The organism is Stenotrophomonas aracearum (assembly GCF_031834615.1).
GTDB lineage: Bacteria > Pseudomonadota > Gammaproteobacteria > Xanthomonadales > Xanthomonadaceae > Stenotrophomonas > Stenotrophomonas aracearum.
On sequence record NZ_CP115543.1, the window covers coordinates 2,238,016 to 2,252,285 of the forward strand.

The following is a 14,270-nucleotide window of genomic DNA, read 5'->3' on the forward strand; positions in this document are numbered from 1 at the left end:
CGATGCTCCTTGTATTACTTCGGATAGAGCAGCGTGACCACGAAGCGGACACCCCAATCCGGTCCGCCATCGGGAGCGTCGAGATACGCACGCACGCCGGCCTGGTAGCTGATCATCTGGCTCCCCAGCCGGGTAACCTTCGAATAGCTGATATTGAGCGGCACCGTCCATTGGCTCGCTTTCCAGTCGTAGGTGGATTCGATGTTGAACGCGAGGGTGCGCCCGCCGCTGTACGCCCGCGACAGGAACGGCTGCAGGAAGGTGGAGCTGATGTCCTGGCGGCGCGAGCCGGTGCCGGCCACATCGGCGATGTGGTTCATCAGCGCGCCATAGGTCCAGCCCGCGTCCTGCTTCAGCAACACAACAGTCGGGCCGGCGCCCCAGGTGTCCGCGCCGAGGTCGTCGGTGCCGGTGGGGACCAGGATCGCCGGACCGATGCCCCAGACCACCCCCGACGGACCGGTCTCTTTGGGCGAGAAGAAGAAACTCTGGGTGATGTCGCCGATCCCGGCCTGGTCGGTACCCGGGATCACGTCCTTCTGATAGGCCACCGGCAGGATGGTCCGCGATATCACATTCCAGTCGGTGGACAGCGAGAACGGTGCCACCGGCTGGATGTTCAGGGTGGTGCGGCGGCCACCGTTGGCGTAGCCGTCGTCATGGTTGAACTGGAGGGGCACGCTGATCAGTGCGGCTACCGGGTTGGAGAGCTTTTTCGCCAGTTCGTCGGCATCGGCCGCGCGAGCTTGGCCTGCCTGGGCGGCGGCAATGACCAGCGCAGGGAGCGCGCAGCGAAGGACGCCTGCACACACGCGCGTGTTCATGACCCACTCTCCCCTGGCCCGGCCGGAACCACCGGCAGATTGACCGAGCGCTGCAGGTCCAGCATCGGGTCCTGCGGCACGTTCACCGCGCCGGTACTGGGCAGGTCCAGGTCCAGCACAAGCCCTACCGCCAGCGAAAAAAGCAGCAGCAGCAAGGTCGTGGTGCTGCGCTTCTGCGCGCGCTCAAAGCCCAGCAGCCCGGCCGACAGCAGGGAAAACACGAACAGCATGCGGAGGATGCGGTGCGGAATGTGGTCCTGGCGCGCTGCGAAACGCTCGGCGGACAGGTCGATGGACTCGTTGGTCGTGGAGATCAGCAGGGAAGCGCGCGGCGTATCCCGGAACGGCTGCACCGCAGCCACCACGGCTGCCCACAACTCGTTCTGGATCGACACGGTGCGCGCAAACTGGTCCACCTCGGTGCGGGCGCTCTTTGCGTTGGCGAAGTCCACCCGCGCGTCGATGTACCGACGCAGGATGTCGCGAACGCGGTTGGCATCCTGCGGATCCAGCAGGTCCGCTCGCAGCCAGGTCGTACCCAGTGCATTGGCCTCCTTGAGCACCAGGGTGCGACGTTCGTCGTAGCGGCCCAGCGCGAGGGAGAAGGTGAAGCCAATCAGCAGCGCAAGCAGGCCGAGCACGGTGGTCGTCGAGAACGCGACCCCATCGCCGTCGCCGGAGCTCCCATCGACGTTCCCGGCGGTGCGCCGCCGACGCGTGCGCAACCAGGCACCCAGCTCGCGCGCAAGCAACAGCGACACGAAAAGAAGGAGCGTGATCAGCCAAAGCGGAAGGTAGGGAAAACTGCCCTGTAGTGCCATGTGCGCCGACCTAGGTATGGATGATGGTGCGGATGGCGCCGGTAATGAGCTGCAGCGCCAGCGCCACCTGCAACATTCCCAGCACTGCGGAAAGGATCTGCAGCGGCAGCTGCCCCACCGTTTTCATGATCGAGCGGATGAAGAGCATCGTGACCAGGTCCAGGACCAGCACCAGGATCGCCAGCCCCATGATCCAGAGATAGCGATCGGCAGACCCACTCAGTGCGACCAGTACGATGAGCGCCGCAATGCCGTAGGCAGGAATCGTGACCGGGAACGCGAGTCTGCCCGCGGGGGGTGGCGGTGCTGCGGTGCCGCCGGGCGGAGCCGGCGTGGCGTACTGGGCCAACACCATCTGCAGCGCTACCAGCAGGAACACCAGCCCGCCGGCCAGCTGCAGGACGGCGGGGGCAATGTGCCACTTGTTCAGCATGATCCCCCCCACGCCGCCGGCCACCAGCGTGGTGACCAGGGCAACGCCGAACACTTTCCAGGCCGTGGCGGTCCATTGCCTGGGTTCCATCCCGTGGGCGGCCGTGGCGTAGGCGCCCAGGGCCTTGATCGGACCGATCATGATGAAGAACAGCAGGAAGATGTCCGCCAAGGCAAGGACGTACGTGGGCGGGGGCGCGGCAACCGCGGCAGCAGCCATGACAAGGGACATCGGGCACGACCCCTGGTGAAATGAAGGTTCGTCCCCAGCATCGCGGATACGCACATCCGCGCGCGTCAGTACTTCTACTTGTTCAAGACCAGTGAAGAATGCACTGCCCGTTCAGCAGTCAACGTCCCTCACCTGGTCGGTTACAGGATAGACAGACCCCGCCTGCCAGCCGGACATTCCACACGCCATCTACGGCACGACGCAAGGAGATTCCGTGGCCGCCCGCTATGTCCTCACCCACGCCGGCTCGCAGTTCCATTTCGTACTGAAGGCAGGCAACAACGAAGTCATCCTGCAGAGCGAACGGTACACCACCCGGCAGAATGCACTTTCCGGCATCGCCGCGGTGCGTGCGAATGCCCCCTATGACGACCGCTACCAGCGCAAGGCGGCCGCGAACGGGCAGCCGATGTTCAACCTGGTCGCCGCCAATGGCGAACCCATCGGCACCAGCGAGACCTACACCTCCCCAGGCGCCCGCGAGATCGGCATCCAGTCGGTGATGACCAACGGTCCCGGGGCGCCGATCGACGACCAGAGCTGATCTCGCCGACGGGCCCGGGCAGGCACTGGCACCGCAATGGACGCCCGGCTATGTTAAGCGCCTTCCCTGCCCGGGCCCCGGCACCGATGCATTCGACTGCGTCCCACCTTGATGCCTGCGAGAACTGCGCCACCTCCCTGCAAGGGGATTTCTGCCACCACTGCGGTCAATCGGCGCACAGCCCGGTGCGCAGTTTCGGGCACGCGATCGAAGAGGTTTTCGAATCGTTCTGGCACCTGGATGGACGGATTTTCCGTACCCTCCAGCAGCTGTTGCGGCCCGGGCGTCTTGCAATGGACTACCTGGCCGGCCACCGCACCCGCTACATCCCGCCGATCCGGCTGTTCGTGATCGTGGCGGTGCTGACCTTCTTCGTGGCACGGCTGGTGGTCCACGTCGACGCCGGCACCTTCATCGACCAGACGCCTGCCCCACCGGAGGTGGCCACTGCGTTCAAGGACGCACGCACCAGCGAAGAGGTGGAAAAGGCGCGCCTGGCGCACATCAAACCGCTCGAAACCGCACGCAGGACCCTGCCCGAGCCGATGCGCTTCACCATGGACCGGGCCATTGCCAAGATCGACAAGCAGGCCGCCCAGCGCAACAAGGAACTGGCCGGGTTGCCCGGCTCTACGGCTGCCACGACGCCTACCGCGACGCCCGCCGCGTCACCGGGCACTGCCCCGGCTGCGCCCAAGGCGTACACCCCCGTTGATATCGACTTTCTTCCGGGGTTCGCCAACCGCTGGCTCACCGGCCAGGCCGAGATCATCCGCCTCAACCTGCCGCGCATCAATGAGCGGCCGCAGCTGCTGGTGAATGCCTTCTTCGCATCGGTACCGTCGGCATTGTTCGTGCTGGTGCCACTGTTCGCACTGTTGCTGAAGATCTTCTACTTCCGGAGCGGCCGTCTGTACCTGGAGCATCTGGTGGTGGCGCTGTACAGCCACGCCTTCCTGTGCGTGGCCCTGCTGGGCATCCTGCTGTTGACCCTGCTCGCCGGCCAGGTGCCCGACGTTCCAGTCGTTGGCAGCCTGATCGGCATTGCGGTGACCTTGCTCCTGGTCTGGATGCCGCTCTATCTGCTGATCATGCAGCGCCGCGTGTATGGCCAGTCCTGGCTGGTGACATCGATCAAGTTCATGGCGCTGGGGTGGTTGTATTTCACCCTGGTGACGGCAGCGACGGCGATCCTCGCCATCGCAAGCCTGGCTCGCGTGTAGGTCGGTGCAAGGCCAAGTGATGCACATTTTCATCGCGTAGCGGCCGTTAGACTCGTTTCTTTCATCCAGCCACCCCCACAGGTAGCCACCCCATGAAAGACGAGGCAGACCAGAGTCGGCCGACGTTGACCCGTCGCCGCTTTTTCCAGGGTCTTACCCTGCTACCTGTTGCCGCCGCCCTCCCCGGTTGCGCTCCCGGCACCCCGACAGAGACCGGCCCGGCTGACGCCGCGCCAGCCAAGGACTACACCCCGGAATTCTTCAACGCGGCCGAATGGGTGTTCATCACGGCGGCCTGCGACCGCTTGATCCCGTCGGACGAGACCGGCCCAGGTGCGGTGGAGTCCGGTGTTCCGGAGTTCCTCGACCGCCACATGCAGACGCCCTACGCCGCCGGTGCCATCTGGTACATGCAGGGCCCCTTCCTGGAGGCCCCCAGCGAATTCGGCTACCAGGGCAAGCTGGCCCTGCGCGACATCATCAAGGTCGGCATCGATGCCGTCGATGCCCACTGCCGCAACGCATTCAACGGCAAGACCTTCGCCCAGCTGGACCATGCGCAGCAGGAAACCCTGCTCAAGGCGGCCGAGGGCGGCAAGCTCGAGCTGGACGCCATTTCCAGCAAGCTGTTCTTCTCCAACCTGCTGGGTGAAGTGAAGAACGGTTACTTCGCCGATCCCAAGTACGGCGCCAACAAGGGCATGGCCGCGTGGAAGATGATCGGCTATCCCGGCATGCGCGCGGACTACATCGACTGGATCGGCGTGCGTGAAAAGGCGTATCCCCTGCCGCCGGTCGACCTGGCCGGGCGGAGGGGCTGAACGATGGCGATCACGAAACCGAAAGTAGATGCTGTCATCGTCGGCATGGGCTGGACCGGGGCGATCCTGGCCAAGGAACTCACCGACGCCGGCCTGCACGTGGTGGCGCTGGAGCGCGGCGGCGACCGCGATACCCAGCCGGACTTCGCCTATCCAAAGGTGGTCGACGAGCTCGAAGGCTCGGTGCACCGCCGTTACCTGCAGAGCCTCAACCAGGAGACCGTGACGGTCCGGCATTCCATCGCCGACACCGCAGTGCCCTACCGGCAGATGGGCTCGTTCAAGCCCGGCACTGGCGTGGGCGGCGCAGGAAGCCACTGGAGCGGCGCGCATTTCCGTCCGCTGCCGGAAGACCTGGTGCTGCGCTCCAACGTGGAACAGCGTTATGGCAAGGCCTTCATCCCCGACGACATGACCATCCAGGATTTCCCGGTCACCTATGCCGAACTTGAACCGCACCTGGACATGTTCGAACGGGTCTGCGGCACCTCCGGCAAGGCCGGCGTGATCCAGGGCGCCGTGCAGCCGGGCGGCAATCCCTTCGAAGGCTCGCGCTCGCGCGAGTATCCGTTGGGGCCCAACCCGAACTACCTGGGCGGCGAGCTCTTCTACAAGGCCGCCAAGGAAATGGGCTGGCACCCCTACCCTATTCCGGCCTCGAATGCGTCCGGTCCCTATGTGAATCCCTACGGCTGCCAGCTCGGCCCGTGCAACGCCTGCGGCTTCTGCAGCGACTACGGCTGCCTGAACTACTCCAAGGCCAGCCCGAATGCCTGCATCCTGCCGGTCCTGCGCCAGCGCCCGAAGTTCGAACTGCGCACGCATTCGCAGGTGCTGCGGGTCAACCTGGACAGCAGCAAGACCAAGGCCACCGGCGTGACCTACCTGGACGCGCAGGGCCGCGAGGTGGAACAGCCGGCCGACATGGTGCTGCTGTGCGCGTTCCAGCTCTACAACGTGCACCTGATGCTGGTCTCCGGCATCGGCGAGGCTTACGACCCGGTCACCAACACCGGCACCATCGGCCGCAATTACTCGTACCAGAACCTCAACCGCGTGGTGCTGTTCTTCGACAAGGACGTGCAGGCCAACGGCTTCATCGGCATCGGCGGCGCCGGCACCACCATGGATGACCTCAACGGCAACCAGCTCGACAACGCCAAGGCCGGCTTCGTCGGCGGTGGCCTGGTCTGGGCGCGCCAGCCTGGCGCCGGCCCGGTGCGTGGCATCAATGTGCCCTCCGGCACACCGAACTGGGGCGCCGCCTGGAAGAAGGCGGCGGCGGACAACTTCCGCCACAACTTCTATTACGAAGTCCAGGGCGCGTGCATGTCCTACCGGCAGCACTACCTGAGCCTGGACCCGAACTACAAGGATTCCTTCGGGCGGCCGCTGCTGCGCATGACCTTCGACTGGCACCCGAACGAGATCAAGGCCTCGCAGTTCTTCGTCGACCAGGCCATGCAGATGAGCCGCACGCTCAACCCGCTGTCGATGAGTGGCGACGCCAAGAAGAACGGCGAGCACTACAACATCACCAAGTACCAGAGCACGCATACCTGCGGTGGCGCGATCATGGGCGCGGACCCGAAGACGTCGGCCCTCAACCGCTACCTGCAGAGCTGGGACGTGCCGAATGTGTTCGTGATCGGCGCCAATGCCTTCCCGCAGAACAACGGCTACAACCCCACCGGGCTGGTTGGCGGGCTGGCGTACTGGGCGGCTACCGCCATCCGCGAGAAGTACCTGCCCGACCCGGGCCCGATGGTCCAGGCCTGAGGAGGCGCACATGAAGAAGCTCCTGCTCTGGATCGTGGTGATCGGCCTGGTGGTTCTGCTTGCCGCGTTGGCCTATGCCTTTATCCCCACCAGGACGCGCGTCCTGGCCGAAGGGCCTGCGGCAGACGCCGCCCTGATAGAGCGTGGCCGCTACCTGGCCGATGCCGGCGACTGCACCGCCTGCCACACCCGGCCGGGCGGCAAGCCGTTCGCCGGCGGCCTGCCGGTGGCCTCGCCGCTGGGCAACATCTACAGCACCAACATCACCCCGGACAAGGAAACCGGCATCGGCGCGTACTCGCTGGACGACTTCGACCGCGCGCTCCGCCACGGTATCGCGGCTGATGGTCGCACGCTGTATCCGGCCATGCCCTATCCCTCCTATGCCCGGGTCAGCGACGACGACGTGCGCGCCCTGCACGCTTACTTCCTGCACGGGGATATCGCGCCGGTGCATGAAGCCAACCGTGCAACAGACATCACCTGGCCGCTGTCGATGCGCTGGCCGCTGGCGATATGGCGCAAGACCTTCGCACCCGACGCCGATGCGGTGGCGTTCGATCCCAACCGCTACAGCGACCCCCAGCTCGCTCGCGGCGCCTATCTGGTCCAGGGCCTGGGCCACTGCGGCAGCTGCCACACCCCGCGCGGCTTCACGCTGCAGGAAAAGGCGCTGGATGAAAGCGGCGCTGCCTACCTCTCCGGCGGCCAGGTCATCGACGGCTGGAACGCGGTGAACCTGCGCGGCAATGACGCCGACGGGCTCGGGCGCTGGTCCACCCAGGACATCGTCGACACCCTGCGCACCGCTCGCAACGCGCACAGTGCCGTGGTGGGCACGCCGATGGCCGACGTGGTCACCCACAGCACCCAGAAGCTCACCGACCAGGACCTGCAGGCGATTGCCGTGTACCTGAAGCAGCTGCCCGCCAGCGGCCATGACCCGTCCCGGTACACCGCGAGCGACGCCACCGCGCGCAAGCTGCAGGCCGGCGTCAACGACAGCCGCGGCGCGGAATTGTTCGTGGACAACTGCGCGGCCTGCCACCGTACCGATGCCAACGGTTACACGAATGTGTTCCCGTCCATCGCCGGCAACCCGACCGTGCTGGCCGACGACCCGACCTCGGTGATCCGCCTCCTTCTGGACGGCAGCTCGCTGCCTTCCACCACCCAGCGCCCGTCCAACCTGGGCATGCCCGGCTTCGCTGAACGCCTGTCGGACAAGGAAATCGCCCAGCTCGCCACCTTCATCCGCCAGGACTTCGGCAACCAGGCCGGCGCAGTGACCCCGGAACAGGCGGCCAAGGTGCGCAGGCACCTGCAGGACGAGGCCAAGGCGGCCAAGGATGCGCACGACCCGACCACGGCCCGGGACGGCGAAGACGCCGGCTGACGGGGCGGTTCAGGCCCCGCCTGCATGAATGCCCCGGATCAGGGAGAATAGCGGCCCGCTGTACGCCCGCCTGCCGCTCTCTCCCGGATCCAACGTGAACGCTATCGCTTCTTCCCCCGCCGACGCCCTGCCCCAGGTCGAGTCGCCCCTTGATGACCGCATCCGTGCTGCGATGGAGCTCCTCGCCGCCATCGACGTCGACCGCACCCTGCTGGATGTGCTGCCGGTAGAGGAGCGCCAGCGCTTCCACCAGGTGGTGGCCCAGGTCTACCACCCGGAACCGAAGGAGCGCCGGGCCAAGCTCAAGCAGCAGGCCAAGGTGCGCCTGCGCGAAGAGAGCATCCGCAAGGAAGAAGCCAAGCTGGACAACACTGGCATCCGCACGCTGCGCCGCAAGCCGGTGTTCACGACCCCCAACTACTTCCCGCCGCACGCCGCCGGCCTGCACGACCCGCACAACGGTGAGAACGCGGCGGATGCACCGGAAGAAGTTCACGCGTCCGAAGCGCGCCACTGCTATGTGTGCAAGCAGAAGTACACCCAGCTGCACCACTTCTACGACCAGATGTGCGTCAGCTGTGGCGACGTGAACTTCATCAAGCGCACCGAAACCGCCGACCTGCGCGGCCGTGTTGCGCTGCTGACCGGCGGCCGGGTCAAGATCGGCTACCAGGCCGGCCTGAAGCTGCTGCGTGCCGGTGCCGAGCTGATCGTCACCACCCGTTTCCCGCGCGACTCGGCCGCCCGCTATGCGGAAGAGCCGGACTTCGCCGAATGGGGCCACCGCCTGCAGGTGTACGGCCTCGACCTGCGCCACACGCCCAGCGTGGAAGCGTTCTGCAGCGAACTGCTGGCTACCCGCACGCGCCTGGACTTCATCATCAACAACGCCTGCCAGACCGTGCGCCGCCCGCCGCAGTTCTACGCGCACATGATGGCCGGTGAAACCGTGGCCAGCCAGGACCTGCCGGAAACCATCCGCAAGCTGGTCGGCCAGTACGAAGGCCTGCGCAGCTCGGAAATGCTGGCGCTGGGCGCGGAAGCGTCCGCACTCGCAGTAAAGGACGCCGCCCTGCTGGGTGCCGATGGCCTGACCCGCGCCGCCGAGCTCTCGCAGGTACCGTTGCTGGCCGACGAACTGCTGGGCCAGCAGCATCTGTTCCCGGAAGGGCAGCTGGACAAGGACCTGCAGCAGGTCGACCTGCGCGGTCGCAATTCGTGGCGCCTGCAGCTGGACGAAGTGTCGTCGGTGGAGCTGCTGGAAACCCAGCTGGTCAACGCCGTTGCACCCTTCATCATCAATGCGCGCCTGAAGCCGCTGATGCTGCGCTCGCCCGAGCACGACAAGCACATCGTCAACGTGTCGGCGATGGAGGGGCAGTTCTACCGCAACTTCAAGACCACCCGCCACCCGCACACCAACATGGCCAAGGCCGCGTTGAACATGATGACGCGCACCTCGGCCGCCGATTACCACGGCGACGGCATCCACATGAACAGCGTGGATACCGGCTGGGTGACCGACGAGGACGTGGCGGAGATCGCCAAGCGCAAAGTGGAGGAAGAGCGTTTCCACCCGCCGCTGGATATCGTGGACGGCGCTGCGCGCATCGTCGATCCGATCATCCATGGCTTCAATACCGGCGAGCACGTGTGGGGCCAGTTCCTGAAGGATTACGTGCCTACCGATTGGTAACGCCGCGCGTGTGGTCGGGCAATGCCCGGCCACACGCCGCGTGACAACCTGTCGCAATGTGTCAAATGCGAATGGTTCGTGATACGATTGTTAACGTTTTCATAAACACGTACACGGACGTCCCAGCCATCGCCAGCGGACCCTTTAACCCAGGAGTTTGCTCTCGATGCATGTTTCATCCCCCACGCTTGCCCATTCCCTGGCCGCACTCACTGCCGCCATCGCCCTTGCCCTGTCCTCGCAGGCCCACGCCAACGGCGAAGCCGCTGCCGACACCAGGGACCTCGACACCGTCGTGGTCACCGCCACCGGCGCCCAGCAGTGGATCCGCGACGCGCCCGCCAGCATCAGCGTCATCACCCGCCAGGAGATCGAGCGCAAGCCGGTCAGCAGCATCGGCCAGCTGCTCAGCACCGTGCCCGGCGTGACCGGTGGCTATGCGCTCTCCGGCGCGCAGTCCAAGATCCGCCTGCGCGGCCTGCCCGAGCAGTACACCCTGATCCTCATCGACGGTCGCCGCCAGGGCAATTCGGCCGGCGTCAACTACCGCGACGACCTGGGCCCGCAGGACCTCAACTGGCTGTCGCCGGACATGATCGAGCGCATCGAAGTGGTGCGCGGCCCGATGTCGTCGCTGTATGGCTCCGACGCCATGGGTGGGGTGATCAACATCATCACCCGCAAGATCGGCACCGAATGGGGTGGCTCGGTTACCTACAACTACAGCAAGCCCGATGCGAAGTCGCGCGGCAACACCACCCAGATGGGCGGATTGTTCAGTGGCCCGCTGACTGACAACCTGGGGCTGCGCGTGGGCGCCAACGTCACCGACCGCGAATCCGACCGCGGCCGCAGCCAGACCCCGGGCAACAAGGCGGAGAATGCCAACGCCCTGCTCAACTGGGCGATCAACGGCGACCACATGCTGGGTTTTGAAGCCTCGCACGGCGTGCAGCGCAACAGTGGCGCCGGCAATGTAAACGCATGGGGCCTCTCCAAGCTGGTGCACACCGGTTACGTGGTCACCCACGACGGCCGTTACGGCGACACCAGCACCTCCAAGACCACGCTGACCCAGAACGATTACGAGGACAAGGGCAGCGCGGTGGGCAACCACTCCAAGGAAACCGTGTTCGACACCGCGTTCGCCACCGGCTTCCATTGGGGCTTCGAGCACAGCTTGAACGTGGGCGGCCAGTGGAAGCGCGAAGAGCTGCAGAACACCGACACCATCGGCACCGTACCGGTGACCTGGAGCGGCACCGGTCGGATCAGCCCGACCAATGAGGCCGACTCCTGGGCGTTGTTCGCCGAAGACCACATCACCCTGCACGAGCGCTTCACCCTGACCCTGGGCCTGCGCTGGGACAACACCGAGAACTACGACGGCAACCTGAGTCCGCGCATCTACGGGGTGTGGCACCCGTCCGACGCGTGGACGGTGCGGGGTGGCGTGTCACAGGGCTTCCGCGCCCCCAACCTCAAACAGGGCAGCGCCGGTGCGGCCACCCAGTCCGGCGGCAACGGCTGTCGCAGCCTGACCGTGGAAGGCTGGACCAACCGCTCGGTCAGCGCCGACGGCACCACCGGCTGCTACATGACCGGCAACCCGAACCTGGAACCGGAAACCAGCACCAACTACGAGCTGGGCGTTGGTTTCGACCGAAGCGGCTGGTCGGCCTCGGCCACCTACTTCCTGACCGACTTCGACGACAAGATCGAACAGGTGCCGCTGCGTGACATCGCCGGGTTCGACTCCAGCTTCGTCAACGGCTTCTGGTGGACGGTCGCGCAGAACATCCAGGAGGCGCGCACCCGCGGCGTGGAAGCCAGCGTCACGATTCCGCTGCATGAGCGTTTGAGCTGGACCACCAACGCCACCCGCATGCTGGAGTCGAAGAACCGCACGACCGGTGCCAACCTGCTGGTGGTGCCGAAGCTGACTGCCAATACCTCGCTGGATTGGCAGGTCACCGACGCGTGGTCGTTGAACCTGAGCGCGCAGCATGTGGGTGAGCAGCTGGTCTCCAGCACCAGCCCGACCTTCGCCAAGGCGTACACCACGTGGGACCTGGTGACCGGGTTCGATGTCAACGAGCACCTGACGTTGCGTGCAGGCGTGCTCAATGCCGGTGATGTCTCCACCATCGACGACGGCAACAGCTACGACACAGGCTCGCGCACGTTCTTTGTCGGTGCAACTGCCCGTTTCTGACGGCACCGGAATACGTAGTGCCGGCCGCCGGCCGGCTCCAGGCGATGCCGGATTCCCCGAGGAGCCGGCCAGCGGCCGGCACTACAGTTTCATGTTGACTGCCAGGTATAGGGATCGCCCTGCAGCCGGTGAAAACATCGGCTGCGGCTGCTCCCAGAAGAAGCTGTCGTACCACGCATACGCGTACTCACGGTCCGTCACATTCTTCACCTGCACATCCACGCTCCAGCGCGGGCTGATGTCATACCGCGCACTCAGATCCAACACCGCGAAGCCGCCATACTTGCCGGCCACATTGCGCTCTTCCAGGTAATAATCCCCCTGCGCCCTGCCCTGCAGCCCAAACTGCAACGCCTCGGTCGCCTGGAAATCCACCCCGATGTTGCTGATGTAACGCGGCGTGGCCGCCACCTCACGCCCCTCCAGCGACAGACTCGCATCGCGGTTATCCCGCTCGATCTTCGCCTCCTGGTACGCGTGCGACGCCCACACTGTCCAGCGCTCGCCCAAGCTGGCACTGACCTGCGCGTCCACGCCCCGCCGCCGAGTCTTGCCCAACGTCACGGTGGTGCCAGTGGCCGGCATATTGGACACCTCATTGGCCGCGTCCTGCTGCCACACCGCAACACGCGCCTGGCTGCCCGCGAAGGGGCTGAACTTCATGCCCAGCTCCATGCCGGTGTTGGTGGAAGCGCCCATCGGATCCTGGCCGGGAGTCAGGTACGCCGGCGGCGTCGAACCGGTCAGCACCTGGAAGGTGCGACCCCAGTTGGCGTACACATTGGCCGTGTCGGTGAAGGCATACACCACGCTGAGCTTTGGCTGCCCGATGGTGCCGTAGCGCTGCAACGGCCCGGTCACGCCACCCTGCAACTGCGTATTGCCATCAAACCGGTCCACCCGGTACGCCGGCACGATCTTCAGCGCTTCGATGGGCTGGTAGATCGCCTGCGCGTATGCACCCCAGTTGTCGAACGTGTGGCGGTCGTTGTTCTGCACCCGCGCAGGCGGTGCCGAGAAGTCGGTGGGCTCTGCGTAGCTGAAACGCTCGCGGATATAGCCGTTGTCCTGATGCTCGTAGTTGAGCCCACCTTCCAGCGTGAGGGTGTCCGCTGGCTGCCAGGTCAACGTGGTCAGCATGCCGGTCTGCTTTTCATCCCATACCCGTCGCTGGCGCGGCGCGTTGCCGGTCGGCAGGTCGCTGAAGGTGACCTTGCGGTCGTCTTCGTACCGGTTGTAATAGAGCTTGCTGCCCAGGAACAGGTTGTCCGCCAGCTTCAGGTCCAGGTGCACGCCAATCTGGCGCATGTCGCGCTCGTCGACGTCATTGGCGTTTCGCAGCTGCGAGCCACGGCGGTCCGTACGCAGTTCTTCCGCCGTCATGAAACCCGGCTCGTCTGCTTCCTGATGGTAGGTGCGAGCGGTCAGCCCGACCCGCATGCCATCGTCCAGGCTGCCATAAAACCACTTCCCGCCCAGCGCGTACTTGCGCGAGGTGTCGTGGTCCCTATAGCCGTCGGAGGCCTGGGTGCCGAAGAAGTAGTTCTGCGCGACGCCGTTGCTCTCGCGGCCGACCGCCAGCTGTGCGTCGCGGGTGTTGTAGCTACCGTAGCTGAGCCGGCCGTCGGTGTAGTTGCCGCCCTGGCGGGTACCGAAGTTCACATTGCCGCCGATGTTGTGCAGGCCATAGCGCGGGTCGTTGGTACCGCGCACCACTTCGATGTAGCTGATCTCCAGCGGGAACAGCATGTCGATGAAGCGCTGGTTGCCGCTGTTGACGTTGCTGGGCACGCCGTCGATCAGGGTCTTGATCGCATTGAGGTAGCCCTCGCCATTGAAGGCCCGGAAGCTGACCTTGCCCGACTCGGCGCCCTGGCGGAATTCGGTCAGCTGGATCCCGGGCATCTGGCCGAGCAGCTCCCAGCTCTGCGAGACATTCTTGTCCTCGATCTGGTCGGCGCCGAGCACATCCACCGAGGTCAGCACCTGATGGGCCGTGAGCTGGCCTTCGGTGTGCTGGTGTACGTCGACCTTGCCGAGCGTGAGGGCGGAGTCGGACGACTGGGCGCGGGTTTGGGGCGCGAACAGGATGGCGGCAGTGGCGGCCACCAAGGCATGGATCTTCATCAAGGACTGTCGTTATGAATAGGCAGTGGATGTAACACTATAACATCACGCTGGGTCCCTCATACCACACAATGGAACCACGACCCCACTTCTCTCCCCGCCAGTTTCACCGGACCCTGCCCGGGAGAAACCTAGGATGGGACAGTCGCAGCGGAGGGCT

General features: G+C 65.4%; 11 protein-coding genes. 7 read left to right on the forward strand and 4 right to left on the reverse strand.

Going from position 1 to position 14,270, the window contains the following annotated elements:
• Positions 1–14 precede the first annotated feature (14 nt).
• The 3 genes from PDM28_RS10190 to PDM28_RS10200 all read right to left on the reverse strand — a co-directional run bounded on the left by PDM28_RS10190 (position 15) and on the right by PDM28_RS10200 (position 2,309).
• Positions 15–824: a transporter gene (locus PDM28_RS10190; protein ID WP_311181862.1), complete on the reverse strand. Its 810-nt coding sequence runs from the start codon at positions 822–824 to the stop codon at positions 15–17.
• Positions 821–1,585 (reverse strand): bestrophin-like domain, encoded by a 765-nt coding sequence (locus PDM28_RS10195; RefSeq protein ID WP_311181863.1) that lies wholly within the window; start codon positions 1,583–1,585, stop codon positions 821–823. Before PDM28_RS10195 ends, PDM28_RS10190 begins: the two co-directional genes overlap by 4 nt.
• A 70-nt stretch (positions 1,586–1,655) precedes the next feature.
• Positions 1,656–2,309, reverse strand: a complete 654-nt coding sequence (locus PDM28_RS10200) for a MarC family protein (RefSeq protein ID WP_102944946.1) — start codon at positions 2,307–2,309, stop codon at positions 1,656–1,658.
• Between the two features lie 214 nt (positions 2,310–2,523).
• Here PDM28_RS10200 and PDM28_RS10205 point away from each other — a divergent pair, with 214 nt between their 5' ends.
• The 7 genes from PDM28_RS10205 (at position 2,524) to PDM28_RS10235 (ending at position 11,983) form a co-directional block, all read left to right on the forward strand.
• Positions 2,524–2,853, forward strand: a complete 330-nt coding sequence (locus PDM28_RS10205) for a YegP family protein (RefSeq protein WP_102944945.1) — start codon at positions 2,524–2,526, stop codon at positions 2,851–2,853.
• 86 nt (positions 2,854–2,939) lie between these two features.
• The gene (locus tag PDM28_RS10210; protein WP_311181864.1) at positions 2,940–4,076 is read left to right on the forward strand and encodes a DUF3667 domain-containing protein; all 1,137 of its coding nucleotides are present in this window, start codon (positions 2,940–2,942) and stop codon (positions 4,074–4,076) included.
• 92 nt (positions 4,077–4,168) lie between these two features.
• Positions 4,169–4,897: a gluconate 2-dehydrogenase subunit 3 family protein gene (locus PDM28_RS10215; RefSeq protein ID WP_311181865.1), complete on the forward strand. Its 729-nt coding sequence runs from the start codon at positions 4,169–4,171 to the stop codon at positions 4,895–4,897.
• 3 nt (positions 4,898–4,900) lie between these two features.
• Positions 4,901–6,676: a GMC family oxidoreductase gene (locus PDM28_RS10220; protein ID WP_311181866.1), complete on the forward strand. Its 1,776-nt coding sequence runs from the start codon at positions 4,901–4,903 to the stop codon at positions 6,674–6,676.
• A gap of 10 nt (positions 6,677–6,686) precedes the next feature.
• A complete protein-coding gene (locus PDM28_RS10225) occupies positions 6,687–8,072 on the forward strand; it encodes a cytochrome c (protein ID WP_311181867.1) in 1,386 nt (461 codons plus the stop codon).
• Between the two features lie 172 nt (positions 8,073–8,244).
• Positions 8,245–9,768, forward strand: a complete 1,524-nt coding sequence (locus tag PDM28_RS10230; RefSeq protein WP_311184680.1) for an SDR family NAD(P)-dependent oxidoreductase — start codon at positions 8,245–8,247, stop codon at positions 9,766–9,768.
• A gap of 166 nt (positions 9,769–9,934) precedes the next feature.
• Positions 9,935–11,983, forward strand: a complete 2,049-nt coding sequence (locus tag PDM28_RS10235) for a TonB-dependent receptor domain-containing protein (protein ID WP_311181868.1) — start codon at positions 9,935–9,937, stop codon at positions 11,981–11,983.
• A gap of 81 nt (positions 11,984–12,064) precedes the next feature.
• Here the strand turns inward: PDM28_RS10235 and PDM28_RS10240 are convergent, their stop codons facing one another.
• Entirely contained in the window at positions 12,065–14,110 is a 2,046-nt protein-coding gene (locus tag PDM28_RS10240; RefSeq protein WP_311181869.1) for a TonB-dependent receptor, read from the reverse strand.
• Positions 14,111–14,270 lie beyond the last annotated feature (160 nt).